17 protein-coding genes are annotated in these 17,169 nt (G+C 65.1%); 10 read left to right on the forward strand and 7 right to left on the reverse strand.

All coding sequences use genetic code 11. The features are described from left to right. Nucleotides 1–161: 161 nt before the first annotated feature. The 4 genes from rsmI to GVL61_RS18575 all read left to right on the forward strand — a co-directional run bounded on the left by rsmI (nt 162) and on the right by GVL61_RS18575 (nt 3,045). Nucleotides 162–989, forward strand: a complete 828-nt coding sequence (rsmI, locus tag GVL61_RS18560) for a 16S rRNA (cytidine(1402)-2'-O)-methyltransferase (protein ID WP_159982144.1) — start codon at nt 162–164, stop codon at nt 987–989. Continuing rightward, the gene (locus GVL61_RS18565; RefSeq protein WP_159982145.1) at nt 989–1,345 is read left to right on the forward strand and encodes a YraN family protein; all 357 of its coding nucleotides are present in this window, start codon (nt 989–991) and stop codon (nt 1,343–1,345) included. The genes rsmI and GVL61_RS18565 overlap by 1 nt, the downstream gene beginning before the upstream one ends. Nucleotides 1,346–1,458: 113 nt before the next feature. After that, a complete protein-coding gene (gshB, locus tag GVL61_RS18570; protein ID WP_159982146.1) occupies nt 1,459–2,430 on the forward strand; it encodes a glutathione synthase in 972 nt (323 codons plus the stop codon). A gap of 12 nt (nt 2,431–2,442) precedes the next feature. Continuing rightward, entirely contained in the window at nt 2,443–3,045 is a 603-nt protein-coding gene (locus GVL61_RS18575; protein WP_200844947.1) for a DedA family protein, read from the forward strand. A gap of 23 nt (nt 3,046–3,068) precedes the next feature. Here GVL61_RS18575 and GVL61_RS18580 read toward each other — a convergent pair whose 3' ends face one another. The 4 genes from GVL61_RS18580 to rph all read right to left on the reverse strand — a co-directional run bounded on the left by GVL61_RS18580 (nt 3,069) and on the right by rph (nt 6,537). Next, nucleotides 3,069–3,968, reverse strand: a complete 900-nt coding sequence (locus GVL61_RS18580) for a tyrosine recombinase XerC (RefSeq protein ID WP_159982147.1) — start codon at nt 3,966–3,968, stop codon at nt 3,069–3,071. After that, nucleotides 3,968–5,119 (reverse strand): radical SAM family heme chaperone HemW, encoded by a 1,152-nt coding sequence (hemW, locus tag GVL61_RS18585; protein ID WP_159982148.1) that lies wholly within the window; start codon nt 5,117–5,119, stop codon nt 3,968–3,970. The genes GVL61_RS18580 and hemW overlap by 1 nt, the downstream gene beginning before the upstream one ends. Nucleotides 5,120–5,128: 9 nt before the next feature. Further along, on the reverse strand, nt 5,129–5,758 hold the full coding sequence (gene rdgB, locus GVL61_RS18590; RefSeq protein ID WP_159982149.1) for an RdgB/HAM1 family non-canonical purine NTP pyrophosphatase: 630 nt from the start codon (nt 5,756–5,758) through the stop codon (nt 5,129–5,131). A gap of 62 nt (nt 5,759–5,820) precedes the next feature. After that, a complete protein-coding gene (rph, locus tag GVL61_RS18595; protein WP_159982150.1) occupies nt 5,821–6,537 on the reverse strand; it encodes a ribonuclease PH in 717 nt (238 codons plus the stop codon). A gap of 130 nt (nt 6,538–6,667) precedes the next feature. Here rph and hrcA point away from each other — a divergent pair, with 130 nt between their 5' ends. The 3 genes from hrcA to GVL61_RS18610 all read left to right on the forward strand — a co-directional run bounded on the left by hrcA (nt 6,668) and on the right by GVL61_RS18610 (nt 8,802). Further along, entirely contained in the window at nt 6,668–7,711 is a 1,044-nt protein-coding gene (gene hrcA / locus GVL61_RS18600) for a heat-inducible transcriptional repressor HrcA (RefSeq protein ID WP_159982212.1), read from the forward strand. 18 nt (nt 7,712–7,729) lie between these two features. Then, complete coding sequence (gene grpE / locus GVL61_RS18605) at nt 7,730–8,305, forward strand: nucleotide exchange factor GrpE (RefSeq protein WP_159982151.1); 576 nt, start codon at nt 7,730–7,732, stop codon at nt 8,303–8,305. Between the two features lie 233 nt (nt 8,306–8,538). Next, nucleotides 8,539–8,802, forward strand: coding sequence for a glycine zipper domain-containing protein (locus tag GVL61_RS18610; protein WP_159982152.1), 264 nt, complete (start codon nt 8,539–8,541; stop codon nt 8,800–8,802). A 109-nt stretch (nt 8,803–8,911) separates the two neighbouring features. Here GVL61_RS18610 and GVL61_RS18615 read toward each other — a convergent pair whose 3' ends face one another. Beyond that, entirely contained in the window at nt 8,912–9,262 is a 351-nt protein-coding gene (locus GVL61_RS18615; protein ID WP_159982153.1) for a hypothetical protein, read from the reverse strand. A 140-nt stretch (nt 9,263–9,402) separates the two neighbouring features. Further along, entirely contained in the window at nt 9,403–9,927 is a 525-nt protein-coding gene (locus tag GVL61_RS18620) for a copper chaperone PCu(A)C (protein ID WP_235037788.1), read from the reverse strand. Nucleotides 9,928–10,122: 195 nt separating this feature from the next. Between GVL61_RS18620 and dnaK the strand changes: the two genes are divergently transcribed. Continuing rightward, nucleotides 10,123–12,030, forward strand: a complete 1,908-nt coding sequence (gene dnaK, locus GVL61_RS18625) for a molecular chaperone DnaK (RefSeq protein WP_159982155.1) — start codon at nt 10,123–10,125, stop codon at nt 12,028–12,030. A gap of 81 nt (nt 12,031–12,111) precedes the next feature. Beyond that, nucleotides 12,112–13,239, forward strand: coding sequence for a molecular chaperone DnaJ (dnaJ, locus tag GVL61_RS18630; protein WP_159982156.1), 1,128 nt, complete (start codon nt 12,112–12,114; stop codon nt 13,237–13,239). 103 nt (nt 13,240–13,342) lie between these two features. On the opposite strand, the gene GVL61_RS18635 is transcribed toward dnaJ, so the two are convergent. Then, a complete protein-coding gene (locus GVL61_RS18635) occupies nt 13,343–15,709 on the reverse strand; it encodes a patatin-like protein (RefSeq protein WP_159982157.1) in 2,367 nt (788 codons plus the stop codon). Nucleotides 15,710–15,797: 88 nt separating this feature from the next. On the opposite strand from GVL61_RS18635, the gene radA reads away from it, so the two are divergent. Beyond that, nucleotides 15,798–17,165 carry a DNA repair protein RadA gene (gene radA / locus GVL61_RS18640; protein ID WP_159982158.1) on the forward strand — a complete coding sequence of 456 codons (1,368 nt, stop codon included), beginning with the start codon at nt 15,798–15,800 and terminating at the stop codon, nt 17,163–17,165. Nucleotides 17,166–17,169: the final 4 nt, after the last annotated feature.

Below are 17,169 nucleotides of genomic sequence, written 5' to 3' on the forward strand. Positions count from 1 at the left end.
GGGGAGGGGCGGTCGACGTCGGAGCCTTGGGCACCACGGCGCAGCCCGCGAGCACGGCCATCGCGGCTGCGGCGAGGAGATTGCGCCGATTGATCCGCCGATCTTGGCCTTTGTCGAACATTGCTTGCCGCTCCCTTGGTCTATGGGCCATGAGTCTGGTGATGGAAAACACTCTTTCGCCGGGCCTTTACATAGTCGCAACCCCCATTGGCAATCTGGGGGACATTACCCTGCGTGCCGTTGAAACCCTGAAAGGGGTGGCCGCAGTCGCCTGCGAGGACACCCGGATCACCGGAAAGCTGCTGCATCATCTGGGGATAAAGCAACGGCTTATCCGGTACGACGATCACGCAGGCGAACATGACCGCGAACGCCTGCTGGCGCTGATGGAGGCGGAACCCGTGGCGCTGGTCAGCGATGCAGGCACACCGTTAATCTCCGATCCGGGCTACCGTCTGGTCCGAACAGCGCGTGAACGGGGCATCGCCGTCACCAGCCTGCCGGGGCCGAATGCCGCGGTGGTGGCGATGACGCTTTCGGGTCTTCCCAACGATCGGTTCCTGTTCGCGGGCTTCCTGCCCAACAAGGCCAAGGCGCGCGAGGACACGCTGGCCAGCCTCGCGGCCGTGCCTGCGACGCTGGTGTTCTACGAGACCGCACCGCGCCTCGATGCCTCGCTGACGGCCATCGCCGCAGTGCTGCCGGGGCGCGAGGTGGCCGTGGCGCGTGAGCTTACCAAGAAGTTCGAGGAATGCCGCACCGGCACTCCGGCACAGATCGCCGCGCATTACGAAGCGCACCCGCCCAAGGGAGAGATCGTCCTGCTCATCGCTCCGCCGGGAGACGAGCCCATGGGCGAAATCGACGTCGACGCGCTGCTGCTGGCGGCTCTGGCCGAGGCCAAGGCCTCGCAGGCTGCCGCATCGGTGGCGAAGGCGACCGGACTGGATCGCAAGACGCTCTATGCGCGGGCCATGGAACTCAAGTGATGAACCGCGCCCGGGCCGAGCGCGATGGACGGCGCGGGGAGACTCTGGCTGCGCTCTATCTGTGGCTTACCGGCTGGCGGGTTCTGGCGAGGCGGGTGAAGACCCGGCGCGGTGAAGTGGACCTCGTTGTGCGGCGCGGGCGCATGCTATGCTTCGTCGAGGTGAAATGGCGGCGTACGGCAAAGGAACTCGACATCGCGATCGATGAGCGGCGGCTGAGGCGGGTGGCTGACGGCGCCGCGCTGCTGACCGCGCGCTATCAGCGGCCGGGCGACGACGTGCGCATCGACGTGATCCTCATCGCGCCGGGCCAATGGCCGCGCCGGATCGTCAATGCATGGCAGCCTATGACGTAGGCAGCGATAGTTTAGCAAAGCTCGACGCTTGAAACTCGCAATTCCGGTCGCACCTTTGGGCCGTTGCGGCTAAGCCGCGCCCGATAACCCTTTCGCAAAGGCCGATACCCGCCATGAGCTTACGCGTAGCCGTCCAGATGGACCCGCTCGAAACCGTCAAGATCGGGGGCGACAGCTCGTTCGCGCTCATGCTCAGCGCGCAGGCGCGGGGCCATACGCTTTTCCATTACGATGTGCGCACTCTGGCCTATGACGCGTCGCACGGTGCCGCCGGACGGCTTACTTGCTGGGGCGCGCCGGTTACCGTGCAGCGGGTGGAAGGCGCCCACTTTACGCGCGGCGAGTACCGCCTGATCGACCTTGGCGAAGACATCGACGTGGTGCTGATGCGCCAGGACCCGCCGTTCGATCTCGGCTACATCACCGCCACCCACCTGCTCGAGCGCCTTGCCGGGCGTACGCTGGTGGTCAACGATCCGGCCGCCGTGCGCAATGCGCCTGAGAAGGTCTTCGTGCTGGACTACGCGCGGTTCATGCCGCCAACCTTCGTTGCCCGCCGGATCGAGGACGTTAAGGCGTTCAACCTGCGCCACCCGGGCGATATCGTCATCAAACCGCTCCACGGCAATGGCGGCAAGGCCGTGTTCCGCGTGCCTGCCGACGGTTCCAACCTCGGCGCGCTCATCGAGATGTTCGAGAACGCGTGGGTCGAACCGTTCATGGTCCAGCCCTTCCTTCCCGACGTGTCGGAAGGCGACAAGCGCATCGTATTGGTCGACGGCGTTTTCGCGGGCGCCATCAACCGCAAGCCGGGCGAGGGCGAGTTCCGCTCCAACCTCGCGGTGGGTGGTTCGGCCGAAGCCAGCCAACTCACTTCGGCTGAAGAGGAAATCTGCGCAGCGCTTGGCCCGGAACTGAAGGCGCGCGGGCTGGTTTTTGTCGGGATCGACGTGATTGGCGGAAAATGGCTGACGGAAATCAATGTGACTTCGCCCACCGGCATTGTGGCGATAGACCGCTTCAATGGCACCGACACCGGGGCCATGATCTGGGACGCCATCGAGGTACGCCACGCAGCCATGTGATCGGTGCGGTTCGTGGCTGAGTGGATCTACGAAATCGTCCGGCAGGGCGGCTACCTCGGCATCATGTTCCTGATGGCGATGGAGAACATCATCCCGCCGATCCCGTCCGAGGTCATCATGGGCCTTGGCGGGATCGCAGTGGCGCGCGGCGACATGCACTTCTGGCCGCTGCTGTTCTGGGGAACTATGGGCGCGGCCATGGGAAACTACGTCCTGTTCCTCATCGCCGACCGGCTGGGTTACGAGCGCCTCCGCCCGTTTATCGATCGCTGGGGCCGCTGGCTGACGCTGGAATGGCACGATGTCGAAGTGGCAGGTGAATTCCTGCGGCGACATGGGCACTGGGTGGTCTTCGTTCTGCGCTTCATGCCGATGTTCCGCACGATGATTTCGGTTCCGGCGGGTCTGGCCCACATGGGGCATATCCGGTTCCTGCTGTTCACCGCTGCGGGAGCGGCGATCTGGAACACCTTGCTGATCCTGGGCGGCCGCTGGTTGGGACATGCGCTTTCCGACGCCGAGCAATGGCTGGGCTGGGCGACCGTGGCGGTCGGTGTGGCGACCGTGATTGGCTATGTCTGGCGGGTGGCAACATGGAAGCCGCGCGAGGGCTAATTTCGCCCTATCGTGCGGCAGCTTCAGCCTTGTTCTCTCGGATGCGCGTTGCGATAGACGTCCAGTAAAGTCGCCGCATCCACCCGCGTATATATCTGTGTCGAGCTGAGGGACACATGCCCCAGTAGTTCCTGAAGCGACCGCAGGTCCGCACCTGCGCCCAACAAGTGCGTCGCAAAGCTGTGGCGCAATGCATGAGGCGTTGCGCTGGCGGGCAAGCCCAGCGCAACGCGCGCCCGCGCCACCGTTTTCTGCACCATGCCCTGTGAGAGCGGCCCGCCCTTGGCCCCCCGGAACAGGGCCTTGTCCCTCTCTACCGGCCAGGGGCACTTGGCCAGATAGTCCGCCACTCCCGAGCGCACGATCGGCAGCAGCGGCACCATGCGCTGCTTGTCGCCTTTGCCCGTGACAACCAGCGTTTCCCCCAGAGGAAGAACCGCGCCGGTGAGCGACAGGGCTTCGGCGATGCGTAGCCCCGCGCCGTAGAGCAACAGGAGAACCGCCCGGTCGCGCGCGCCGATCCATGGCTCGGAGGCGTCTTCCTCGACGGTAGCGGCAAGGTTCACCGCCTCGTCCGGCGTGATAGGGCGCGGCAGGCCCTTCTTCACGCGAGGCCCCTTGAGGCGCGGGGGCGCAGCCTGCGCCATACCGGCCTTGTCGCGGGCGAAGGAGAGGAAGGCCTTGAGCGCCGAGAGTTCGCGCGCGGCGGAAACATTGCCGATGCCGTCCTGTCGTCGCGCCGCGAGATGGCCGCGCAGTGCCGGCGCTTCGATCTTTGCCAGCGAGCCCCAATCGCTTGTGCCCAGAGCATCGAGCAGGCGCGAAGCCGTTGCCAGATAGGCGCGCACGGTATGCGGACTTCGGCGGCGACCTTGCGCCAGATATGCGCCCCAGGCCTCCATAAGGTCGGCCTTATGAGCCATCAGCTTTCGACCAGCGCCGAGGGCACCAGTTCGCCGAGCAGCCCGTCGAGCAGGCACATGCCCGCCTCGGTTACGCCGATCCACGAACCTTCGCGCCGGATCAGGCCTTGGCTTTCATAGAAGGCCGCCTTGGGCTGATCGCACAACTGCACCCGAGCAAGGCCGAAGCGCGCCGCCATCACATCGAGGTCCACGCCTTCGCGCAGGCGCAGGCCCATCAGCATGGCCTCGCTCGCCTGTTCGGAGAGGCCAAGCTTCCGCTCCTCGACGACGCCGTGGCGCTTGGCATCGATGCCCGCCAGCCAGTTCTCAGGCTTGCGGTGGCGCACCGTGGCCACGCCGCCGCGCCGGCCGTGGGCGCCGGGACCGATGCCGCAATAGTCCTGATAGCGCCAGTACGTCAGGTTATGACGGCTTTCCTCGCCCGGCCGGGCGTGGTTGCTGATTTCGTAGGCGGGGAGACCTGCCGCAGCGGTCATCTCGCGGGTGAGGGCGAACATGTCGGCGCAGGCGTCTTCGTCCAGCGGTGTGAAGTCGCCCTTGCGCACCATCGTCTCGAAGCGCGTGCCCGGCTCGATGGTCAGCTGGTAGAGCGACAGGTGCCCAGTGCCGTAGGACAGCGCCTGCGACAGCTCTGCGCGCCACCCGTCGAGCGACTGGCCGGGGCGGGCATAGATGAGATCGAAGCTGACGCGGTCGAAATGCGTTTGCGCCACATCCAGCGCGGCAAGACCTTCACCGGCATCGTGCAGGCGGCCTAGGAACCGCAGCGTCTCGTTGTCGAGCGCCTGGATGCCCAGTGACACGCGGTTGACGCCGACACTGGCCAGCGCGGCATAGTTCGCCGCCTCGACCGAAGAGGGGTTGCCCTCCAGCGTGATCTCGATGCCGGGCGCGAAGCCCCAGAGCTTTTCCGCCTCCTCCAGCAACCGGGCCACGAGGGCAGGGGGCATCAACGAGGGCGTACCCCCGCCGAAGAAGATCGAATCGAGCGGTTCGCCGCCTGCCAGCGCGTGTTCATGGCGCATGTCGGCGAGCAGGCCGTCCTGCCAGGCGGCATGGTCGACCCGGTCACGGACATGGCTGTTGAAGTCGCAGTACGGGCACTTTGCGAGGCAGAACGGCCAGTGGATGTATAGAGCGCGGGCCATCAGATCAGCTTACGCGCCGAACTGCTCCGCGACCAGCTTTGCGAACGCATCGGCGCGGTGGCTGATGCGCTGCTTTTCCGCGAGCGGCAGCTCGGCGAAAGACTGGTCGTGGCCTTCGGGAACGAATGCAGGGTCGTAGCCGAAGCCCATCGTCCCGCGCGGCGGCCAGCAGAAGGCGCCGTTGACGCGGCCTTCGTAAACGGCCTCATCACCCTCGGGCCAAGCGATGGCGAGAGTGCAGGAGAACCAGCATGACCGGTCGACATCTACGCCCTGCTGGGCGAGCAGGCCTTCGACCTTGCCCATTGCCACGTACCAGTCGCGGCCTGGATCGCCTTCGAACCACTGCCGCTCGGCCCAGTCGGCGGTGTAGACGCCGGGGCGTCCGCCCAGCGCCGTCACCGAAAGGCCGCTGTCGTCGGCAAGTGCCGGCAACTGCGCAGCCTTGGCGGCGGCGTGGGCCTTGAGCAGGGCGTTCTCGGCGAACGTGGTGCCGGTTTCCTCAGGCTCGGGCAGGCCAAGCTGCCCGGCGGAGAGGCATTCGATGCCGTAAGGGGCGAGCAGCGCGGAAATTTCGCGCAGCTTGCCTGCGTTGTGCGTGGCGATGACCAGGCGTTGTCCATCGAGCTTCCGGGTCATCGAATATTCCTCACACATCAAGAGCATGGCCTCCACCCTGGCGGAGGCCATGCAGGATAGTCTTAGCGGCCGACAGCCTTGGCCTGCGCTGCGAAGATACCGTCGCAGCCGATGCGGGCAAGGCGCAGGAGGCGCAGCAGGCCTTCTTCGTCGTAGGTCGCGCCTTCGGCAGTGGCCTGGGCTTCGGCGATCTTGCCGCCTTCGATCAGAACGAAGTTGGCGTCGGCATCGGCAGCGCTGTCCTCGATGTAGTCGAGGTCGAGCACCGGGTTACCCTCGCAGATGCCGCAGGAAACGGCAGCGACGCGGGCCTGGATCGGGTCTTCCTTGATCTTGCCCTCGGCCATCAGCTTGTCGACGGCAAGGCGCAGGGCAACCCATGCGCCCGAGATCGAGGCGGTGCGGGTGCCGCCGTCGGCCTGGATCACGTCGCAGTCGAGCACGATCTGGCGCTCGCCCAGCTTCTTCATGTCGACCACCGAACGCAGCGAGCGGCCGATCAGGCGCTGGATTTCCTGCGTGCGGCCCGACTGCTTGCCCTTCGCCGCTTCACGGCTGCCGCGCGTGTGCGTGGCGCGGGGCAGCATCGAGTATTCTGCCGTCACCCAGCCTTCGCCCTTGCCGCGGAGGAACGGCGGCACCTTCTCTTCGACCGAAGCGGTGACCAGCACGCGCGTATCGCCGAACGAAATCAGCACGGAGCCTTCGGCGTGCTTGGTGAAGCCGGTCTGGATATCGATGGCGCGCATTTCGTCTGCGGCACGGCCTGAAGGTCGCATGGAGTTATCCTTAGTGCTGAAACTACGCTCGGCCCCTAGTCGCATAAGCTGCGGGGCCGCAAGTCCTGTGGAACTCACCTCTCCCAACCGGGGGCATTGCCTAAGCGGGGGCATTGCCTAAATGAAACATATGCCCACTCCGCCGATCACCGAACTGACCACCCGTGCCCGCGACATTTTCCGGCTCGTGGTGGAAGGCTATCTTGCCACCGGCACGCCGGTAGGTTCGAAGATGCTCGCCGGGCCGGGCGGTGTCAGCCTGTCGTCCGCCTCGATCCGTTCGGTGCTGGCAGACCTTGAAGGGCAGGGCCTGCTCGCCGCACCGCACACCAGCGCAGGGCGCCTGCCGACGGAGGCGGGGCTTCGCCTGTTCGTGGACGGCATCATGCAGGTGGCCGAACCCACGGTCGAGGAACGCCTGGCGATCGAGAGCCGTATCTCGACCCCCGGCCCGATCGAGGCAGCGCTGGAGGCGACCAGTGCGCTGCTCTCCAGTCTTACCTCGGGCGCGGGCGTGGTCATGGTGCCTCGGCGTGAGCCGCGCCTGACGCACCTGCAACTCGTACCGCTGGGGCCGGGTAGAGCGTTGGCCGTGCTGGTGGGCGAGGACGGCGGGGTGGAAAACCGCATCGTCGAATTGCCGATGGGCCTGCCGCCCGGCGCTCTGGAGGAAGCCTCCAACTACATTTCCGCGCATCTGATCGGGCGCACGCTGGCCGAAGCCGCATTGACCATGCGTGCCGACATATCCTCGGGCAAGTCGGCGCTCGATGCCGCGAGCCGCGATCTTGTCGAGCGCGGGCTTGCCGTGTGGAGCGAGGATGCCATGGCCCGCCCGGTGCTGATCGTGCGCGGGCAGGCGAATCTTCTCGACGAGGCGGCGCTGACCGATCTCGAACGGGTACGCTCGCTGCTCGACGATCTGGAGAACAAGCAGTCGGTCGCCGACCTGCTCGACACCGCGCGCGAAGCGCAGGCGACACGGATATTCATCGGCTCGGAGAACCGGCTTTTCGCGCTTTCCGGGTCTTCGGTGATCGCATCACCCTACCGGGACCGCGAAGGAAAGGTGGTCGGCGTGGTGGGGGTTATCGGCCCCACGCGGTTGAATTATGCGCGCGTAGTGCCCATGGTGGATTTCACTGCCCAGAGCCTGGGCAAGCTCATCGGATAGCTGGAACAGTAGAAGAATATGACCGACGACAAGAAGCAGTCGCCCGAAGACCAGACTGTAGACGCCGCCGTGGCCGAGGAACTGAAGGGGGTTCCCGAGGATATGCTGGATTCTAAGGGCGAGAACGAGGAACTCGTGCAGCTGCGCGAGGAACTCGCCGGTGCGAAGCAGGAAGTGCTTTACGCCCGCGCGGAGACGCAGAACGTGCGCCGCCGTCTTGAGAAGGACGTCGCCGATACCCGCGCCTATGCTGCCACCGGCTTTGCCCGCGACATCCTCTCGGTGTCCGACAACCTGGCCCGCGCGCTGACGGCAATCCCCGCCGACATGCGCGAGGACGAGAAGCTCAAGGGCCTTGTCGCCGGGATCGAGGCCACTGGCCGTGAGATCGACAAGGTCTTCACCAGCCACGGCATCACTCGCATCGCCGCCATGGGTATGCCGCTCGACCCCAACCAGCATCAGGCGATGATCGAGGTTCCCTCGGCCGATGCCGAGCCGGGAACCATCGTGCAGGAACTGCAGGCCGGTTACATGATCAAGGACCGCCTGCTGCGTCCGGCGATGGTCGCCGTGGCTAAGAAGCCCGACTGATAGCGACGCGCCTGGGCGAGTGGCTTCTACAAGCTCCGTCCGAGCGGATTTCATGCATTATGGCCCCGGCAGCGCTGCGTTTGCGTAGTGCTTGCCGGGGTTACGTTTGCCGGTCAGGCCTTGCGCCTACGCTTATCCTGATCCTGTCGAAGGATGTGTCGTTTTGTTGCGGCGGAACCTCTCGCGTTCCTCTCCGTTGACTTGGCATAGCCTGATATTTTCGGAGACCTTCGATGCGCAAATTTATCCTCCCCATCCTCGCAGTCGGTGCGTTCAGTATGGCCGGCTGCGCCAGCAACTACGGCGGTGAAGGCGCCCTCGCAGGCGGTGCGCTCGGCGCGGGCGTCGGCGCTATCGCGGGCGGTAATGTCGCCACCGGAGCGGCGATCGGTGCAGCAGCCGGCGCGGTGGCCGGTTCGACTGCCAAGAAAAATAACGACCGCGGCTGCTATCGCTATGATCGCCGCGGCGACCGTTATTGGGATCGCGATTGCTGATCCCGGCCCGGAAAAATAGCCCTGACGGGTCGCACACGGCGCGCGGACGAAATATCGTCCGCGCGCCGTCTCGTTTCAGGCACCTGAGAAATACCCTCTCCGATCCTGCTCAGGCCGAGCTTGTCGAAGCCCCTGCGAACGGCACGATGCCCCGGTAGCTGTCGACCGGCGGAGCACCCGGCACATGCACGCCAAGGCCCATCAGGAAGATGTGGCGCACGATCTCGGCCTGCTGCTCGATGCCGTAGCGTTCCAGCGTCCAGCCCGGTCGCAGGGCATAGTCGTAGCGGCACAGTGGATGGCGCATCAGCGGCAGATACCAGCGGCCCTTGGTCTGTGTTTGCCAGACGTGCGTCATCTCATGGATGAACAGCCCTTGCAGGCCGAGCGGCGCCTGCGAGAAGTCGGCTCGATACAGGCTTGAGCGCTGATGGAAGTGCAGGTGCCCGCAAGGCGCCATCGCCGTGTTCAACGGCTGGAACGGGAACCATTTGCGCCGCCGGACCCGAACCGGGCCGCAATCGATCGCCTCACCGAAGACGGAGCGGATCAGCGCTGCCTCGCCTGCTGTCAGGGCGCGTTCGCCGCCGGGAGGGACGCTCAGTGGTGCATTCCTTCCATATTGCCCATTCCGCCCATGTCGCCGCCCATCTTCTCGACATCGAGCGGCATCGACAGTTTGTCGCCGTCAGAGAAGGTCATCGTCAACTCGGCCTTGCCCCCGGCCTTGAGCGTGGCAGGCAGTTCGAAGGCCATGACGTGCAGTCCGCCCGGCGCGAAGACTACCGAGGCACCGGGATCGATCGGCAGCGAATCGACCTTGCCCATCGAGCCGCCGTTGGTCTGGTGCATCTCGGCCTTGCCAGCACCGAGGATGCTGACGGCGGCCAGAGTTACAGGCTCGGCGCCGTCGTTGCGTACGGTGAAATATGCTGCAGCCGGGCGCCCGGCGATGACGGGAAGCATCAGCTTGCCGTCGCTCGCAACCAGACCCGGCTTGGCGTCGGGGCCGGTGAGAGTGGCCTCGTTCGATGCCGTCGGGCTGTCGGGCTCCTTGCCGCAGGCGCCCAGAGTGAGGGCCAGAGCAGCCGTAAGAAGCAGGGCGAGGGGGCGATGCGGTTGCACGGTCAAGGTATCCTTGTGACTTCGCCGGGGAAAAATCGCTCGCTTAATGCCATTCGAGAACACTTGTTCCAAGCAAAACCGCCCCTATATCGCGCCTCGACGACGTTAAGCGTCACCGAGCCGTGCAAGCCGCCTTGCCTTGTGTAAGGGAGGCGATCCGCACGGTGTCACCCACTGACGTGAGGAATGGGGATAATGGCTAAAGTAATTGGTATCGATCTTGGCACCACCAACAGCTGCGTCGCCGTCATGGACGGCGGCAAGCCCAAGGTCATCGAGAATTCCGAAGGCGCCCGCACGACGCCCTCGATCGTCGCTTTCGCCAAGGATGGCGAACGTCTGATCGGGCAGCCGGCAAAGCGCCAGGCCGTCACCAACGGCAACAACACGATCTTCGCGGTGAAGCGCCTCATCGGCCGCCGCTTCGACGACCCGGTGACCCGCAAGGACACCGAACTGGTCCCTTACACCATCGTCAAGGGCAAGAACGGCGATGCCTGGGTCCAGGCCGGCGGCGAGGATTACTCGCCTTCGCAGATCTCGGCGTTCACGCTGCAGAAGATGAAGGAAACCGCTGAGTCCTATCTGGGCGAGACGGTTACGCAGGCGGTCATCACCGTACCTGCCTACTTCAACGACGCGCAGCGCCAGGCCACCAAGGACGCCGGCCAGATCGCCGGTCTGGAAGTGCTGCGCATCATCAACGAGCCGACTGCGGCCGCGCTGGCCTACGGCCTCGACAAGCAGGACGGCAAGACCATCGCCGTCTACGACCTTGGCGGCGGCACCTTCGACGTTTCGGTGCTGGAAATCGGCGACGGCGTGTTCGAGGTCAAGTCGACCAACGGCGACACCTTCCTGGGCGGCGAAGACTTCGATTCGAAGATCGTCGAGTGGCTGGCCGAGAAGTTCAAGGTCAAGGAAAACATGGACCTGAAGACCGACAAGCTCGCTCTTCAGCGCCTGAAGGAAGCGGCTGAGAAGGCCAAGATCGAACTGTCGTCCACCGCGACGACCGAGGTCAACCTGCCCTTCATCACCGCCCGCATGGAAGGCGGCGCCACCACCCCGCTGCACCTCGTTGAGACGATCACTCGTTCCGATCTGGAAAAGATGGTCGCCGAGCTGATCCAGCGCACGCTGGAGCCCTGCCGCAAGGCTATCGCCGATGCCGGTCTTTCGGCCAAGGACATCGACGAAGTCGTGCTCGTGGGCGGCATGACCCGCATGCCCAAGGTGCGCGAAGTCGTGAAGGAATTCTTCGGCAAGGAACCCCACACCGGCGTGAACCCTGACGAAGTCGTCGCTATGGGCGCGGCGATCCAGGCCGGCGTCCTTCAGGGCGACGTCAAGGACGTGCTGCTGCTCGACGTGACCCCGCTGTCGCTGGGTATCGAGACGCTGGGCGGCATCATGACCAAGATGATCGACCGCAACACGACGATCCCGACCAAGAAGAGCCAGGTCTACTCGACCGCCGAGGACAACCAGCAGGCGGTGACGATCCGCGTGTTCCAGGGCGAGCGCGAGATGGCGCAGGACAACAAGATGCTCGGCCAGTTCGACCTCGTCGGCATTCCGCCGTCGCGTCGGGGTGTGCCGCAGATCGAAGTGACCTTCGACATCGATGCCAACGGCCTCGTGAACGTGTCCGCCAAGGACAAGGGAACGGGCAAGGAACAGCAGATCCGCATCCAGGCCTCGGGCGGCCTTTCGGATAGCGACATCGACCAGATGGTTCGCGATGCCGAGAAGTTCGCCGAAGAGGACAAGAAGCGCCGCGAATCGGCTGAGGCCCGCAACCAGGCAGACAGCCTGGTCCACGCGACCGAGCAGCAGATCGCAGAGAACGGCGACAAGATCGACGCCGCTCTCAAGGCTGAAGTCGAGGCCGCGATCGCTGCGACCAAGACCGCGCTTGCCGGTGACGACGCTGCGGACATCAATGCCAAGGCTCAGGAACTGACCCAGGTGGCGATGAAGATGGGCCAGTCCATCTACGAGAAGGAGCAGGCTTCGGCTGCAGCTCCGGGCGCGGCTCCGGCTGGTGACGACGATGTGGTTGACGCCGAGTTCTCGGAAGTCGACGAAAACAAGGGCTGACCAGTCCTGATGAAAACCCTGACCGCCACCGGTGCAAATCGCGCCGGTGGCGGTTAGAGTATTCCGGCGGGGAACTATCACGTGTCAGCTACTGAAATAGACTATTACGAACTGCTCGAGGTTGAGCGCGGCGCAGACGACAAGGTCATCAAGTCGTCCTACCGCAGGCTTGCCATGCGCTATCACCCGGATAAAAATCCGGGCTGCACGGATTCCGAAGCGAAATTCAAGCAGATCAGCGTCGCATACGATTGCCTCAAGGATCCGCAGAAGCGTGCGGCCTACGATCGCTACGGTCATGCTGCGTTCCAGCAGGGCGCTGGCGGCGGCGGCGGCCAGAGCGGTGACTTCGGCGATATCGGCGATATCTTCGAATCGATCTTCGGCAGCGCCTTTGGCGGCGGTGGCCGTCAGCAGCAGCGCCGCGGCGCTGACCTGCGTTATGACATGGAAGTGAGCCTCGACGAGGCGTTCCGCGGCAAAAGCACCGAGATCACGATCGAAGTCTCGCAAGGCTGCGAACCTTGTAAGGGCACCGGCGCCGAGCCGGGCACCAGCAAGCGCGGCTGCAACATGTGCGCCGGCCACGGCAAGGTGCGCGCGCAGCAGGGCTTCTTCGTGGTCGAACGCACTTGCCCGACCTGCCAGGGTCGCGGTGAGGTAATCGACAAGCCATGCCGCTCGTGCGGCGGTGAAGGTCGGGTCGACAAACCGCAGACGCTCCAGGTGGACATCCCGCCGGGCGTGGATTCGGGCACGCGCATCCGCCTTTCGGGCAAGGGCGAGGCAGGACCGTTTGGATCACCTCCGGGCGATCTCTATATCTTCCTGCACGTCAAACGTCATCGCGTCTTCGAGCGCGAGGGCACCACTCTGCTGACCCGCGTGCCGATCACGTTCACGACGGCGGCGCTGGGCGGATCGATCGAGATTCCCGGCATCGACGGGGATGCGATCACGGTCGACATTCCCGCCGGCATCCAGTCGGGCAAGCAGCTGCGCAAGCGTGGCACCGGCATGCCGGTGCTGCAGGGGCGCGGTCGGGGCGATATGGTCGTGGAGATTTCGGTTGAAACACCGACCAAGCTTTCGGCGCGCCAGAAAGAACTCCTGCGCGAATTGCAGGAAACCGAAACGGGTGACGAATGTCCCGGCTCCAAGGGCTTCTTCGATCGCCTGAAGGACGCCTGGAACGACCTGACCGAGTAAGCGGCCCGCGCGTCCTTCTCGATACGAGGAGGGCGCTGCCGCCTACCGGGTGGGGGGGATTCGCGCATGACGCAGCGCCGCGTCAGAACGCGAATCCCCTCTATCAGCCCTCCGGGTTGCCACCTCCCCGCATCGGTGAGGACATACTGAGCCCACCCCCCGCCAGAACCTCGCGCCGGATGCGTTTGATCAGCCCCGGATCGGCACGAAGCCGTGTCTTCTCCTCGTCGAGGATCGCGATGAAGGCGCGGCGCTTGAAGCCTAGCAGTTCCACCGGCGACATCGCGTGCTCGGCTCCCAGCGTCGATGCGATCATGTCCATCACTCGCTCAGCCCCATGCAGGCGGCCCCAGAGATAATCGTTCTCGCGGTAAGTGCGGCTGAAGAAGGCGCCGAAGTTATAGAACTCGGTCCCGCGCAAGGTCTCCCCGGTGCCGCCGCGCCGGATCGCATGGCAATCCTCGGGCGAAATGCGGTCGACCAGCACGGGATCGAACTCGTTCAGCCCCTCGCCGCGCAGCAGGGGCAGGGTGACGGTGTCGTAAAACGGGAACCCCAGATAGGCGAGCAGCACCCGCCGCCGCAGCGCCTGCGGCATGGCCGCCAGCGCCTGTGCCAGCAGGTCGTCGACCGCCCCGTCCGCATCGATCAGGTTACGCCGCTTCTCGACATGTTCGACGACCGCTTGCGGGTCTTCGAAGAACGCCCGCGCCAGCGCTGGAAAATCATCGCCCAGAGCCGCCAGCGGCTCGCGCTCGATATAGAGCGACAGCGCCGCGTAGATAGCCGCGCGCGCCGCATCGCGGTCTTCCTCGGTGACGTCGGCCTCGGCCTCCCACTCCTGCGTCACCCGCCGCGCCAGCAGGCGCAGGCGGCGAACACGGAAGGCGATGTCATGCGAGCGAAAGAACCCGATCATCGCAGGCGACACCGCCTCGCGCAGCGCCTGCGTGCGGTCGATCCCGCTGGCGGCAAGGTGCAGCATCAGTCGAGCCCTGATCGGGTCGGCAGAAGGCAGGTCCAGCTCCGGCGCTGCCTCCAGAACCATGCGCGCGATCATCGCCGCGATGCCGCTGAACTTTACCTGCGCATAGCCGTGATAGGCATAGCCCGCCTGCTCCAACGCCGCGCCTTGCGCCTTGGCGCGCCAGGCGGCGAGCCGTTTCGGCGTCGGCCGGTCGAGGAACAGAGTGTGGCCGAACAGTCTGTCTACCGTCTCTTCGATCTGCGGACGCATGGCGAGGACGATTTCACGCAGCGTCGCCATCTCGCGCGATTGGCTGGCAAGCGTCTCCAGATTGTCGCGGATCGGCTGCTCGCGCGGGATGGCGGAGAGTGCGCCGAAGATCACCGGGAAGAAACCGGGCAGGGTAGTATCGCGCCGCATCTCCGCGCCGAGGTGATCGGGCGTAGGATCGATATAGACGAAGCGCCGATCGATTTCGCGCGTGGCTGGCCGGTCGCGCAGCACCGCCATCGCATCCGAAAAGGGCGCATTGACCAGCACCGAGCCGTCGATCAGTGACACCGAATCGAGTTCGCCGCGCCGCGCATGTTCGGGCATAACCCGCGCGAGGAAAGCATCCCGTTCCGGCCAGGATGCTCCGTATTCCGCGACGAGACGGTCGATCTCCTCGATCCGCAGGGGCGGGAATGCGCCGGGAAAGCTGGCCGAGGCTCGCGCCGCCAGAACCAGTTCCGGGATACCCGCAAGCGGCTGCCCACTTGTTCGCCCGGTTAGCGCATGGAAGCCTAGGGTCAGGCGGTGCTCGCTCTCCAGCACCAGTTCGGGCGAATGGAGCCGCAGCGTTTCGAGGTGGCCCTTGAAGTCGGTAGCGGTGACGAAAAGGTCTAGCGGATGCTCCGCCGGCAGCAGCGGTTTGCCGCATGGCGCCTCCGCCATCGCCGTCAGCGCGCGGTAGAGCAGGCGCGAGAAGCCGATGCCGCTGAACGGCGGCTCAAACCAGCGTGAGCGGATCAGGCGCGACAGTTTCTCGCGCACTTCAGCCCGCGCCTCGGGAGCGACGCTGGCGCTCACCGCATTGCCCGGCCGGTGGAGAAGGTAGGAGACGAGCGGGCTGGCCCAGAACTTGGCTGCGCGCGATCCGGGCCGCGCCTCGGGATCGAGCAGCATGTCGACATCGGCATTGTCGAGCCACAAATCGGTCAGCGGCTCCAGCGACTGCCCCGAATGAATCGCTTGCGCGAGGAACACGCTGTTGATGCCGCCCGCGCTGGCCCCGGCGACGATGTCGGTGAGGATGCGCAGGCGAACATTGCCGCCGCTTTCAAGGCGTCGCAGCAAGGCAAGATAGACCGCCGCACTCCCTCCGGGCGCGTCCTCCCGTGACCACAGCGCCCTGCTGGCCTGAAGGGCCTTCCACAATTCCTTGGTGACGCCGTGCATGTAGACCGCAAGGCTGACACCGCCATAGCAGACCAGCGCGATCCGCAGTTCTTTCTGCTGCATTTACGTAGATTGGCCCAGGCGCGCGATATTGGCAACAATACAAGAATGGCAATTGCGTTCTCATTCCGTTCCCGTTAGTCGAACGGGCATGGCGAAACCGAAACGTCGATATATATGCCAGGCATGCGGGGGCGTTTCCACGCGTTGGCAGGGCCAGTGCCCCGACTGCAGCGAGTGGAACACACTAGCCGAAGACGCGCCGCAGACGATTTTTTCGTCCAAGCACGATTTGTCCTCGGGCGGGCGGCCGATCCTCTTCACCCCACTCGACCAGCCCGGTGAAATCCCGAAGCGGCGCACCAGCGGCATCTCCGAATTCGACCGGGCACTGGGCGGCGGCTTCGTGCCCGGCTCGGCGATCCTGATTGGCGGCGATCCGGGCATCGGCAAGTCGACGATCCTGCTGCAGGTATCGGCGAACGTTGCCAGGGCCGGCGGCCTCACGGTCTACGTCAGCGGAGAGGAAGCGGCCGGACAGGTTCGCCTGCGCGCAGAGCGGCTTGGCCTTTCCAACGCGCCGATCCAACTCGCGGCGGCGACTTCGGTGCGCGATATCCTGACCACGCTGGGCATGATGGACCCACCAGCGCTGCTGGTGATCGATTCGATCCAGACCATGCATTCCGACCAGATCGAAGGTGCGCCCGGCACCGTCAGCCAGGTGCGCGGCTGCGCGTTCGAACTGATCCGCTACGCCAAGGAAAACGGCGTCACCCTCGTTCTCGTCGGTCACGTCACCAAGGACGGCTCGATTGCCGGTCCCCGCGTGCTGGAGCATATGGTCGACGTGGTGATGAGCTTTGAGGGGGAGCGCAGCCACCAGTACCGCATCCTGCGATCCTTGAAGAACCGCTTCGGTCCGGTCGACGAGATTGGCGTCTTCGCGATGGAGGGAAGCGGGTTAACGGAAGTCGGCAACCCCTCGATGCTGTTCCTCTCGGGCCGGGAGGAGCCGATGGCGGGGAGCGCGGTGTTCCCGGCGATGGAAGGCACTCGGCCGGTGCTTGTCGAAATCCAGGCGCTGATCGTCCGGCTGCAGAGCGGGGCAACCCCGCGCCGCGCCGTGGTCGGTTGGGATTCAGGCCGCATGGCAATGCTTCTTGCCGTGCTGGAGGCGCGCTGCGGGCTCAGCTTCTCAAGCGCCGAAGTCTATCTCAACGTTGCTGGCGGATACCGGTTGAGCGATCCTGCCGCCGACCTTGCGGTTGCCGCCGCGCTGATCTCGGCGCTGGGCGACAAACCTCTGCCGACGACGGCTGTGTGGTTCGGTGAAGTCTCGCTCGCAGGAGAGATTCGTCCGGTCGCCCATGGCTCGATCCGGCAGCGCGAATCAGCGAAGCTCGGGTTCGCCAGTGCCTTCGGACCTTCGAATGGACCGCCGCCGGAGAAGGGCCTGAAATTTTCCGGGCTGGCAATGTTGCCCAACCTCGTTGACCGCATCCTGTCCGATGCCTAATCCT

It is taken from the genome of Novosphingobium sp. 18050, assembly GCF_902706195.1.
GTDB lineage: Bacteria > Pseudomonadota > Alphaproteobacteria > Sphingomonadales > Sphingomonadaceae > Novosphingobium.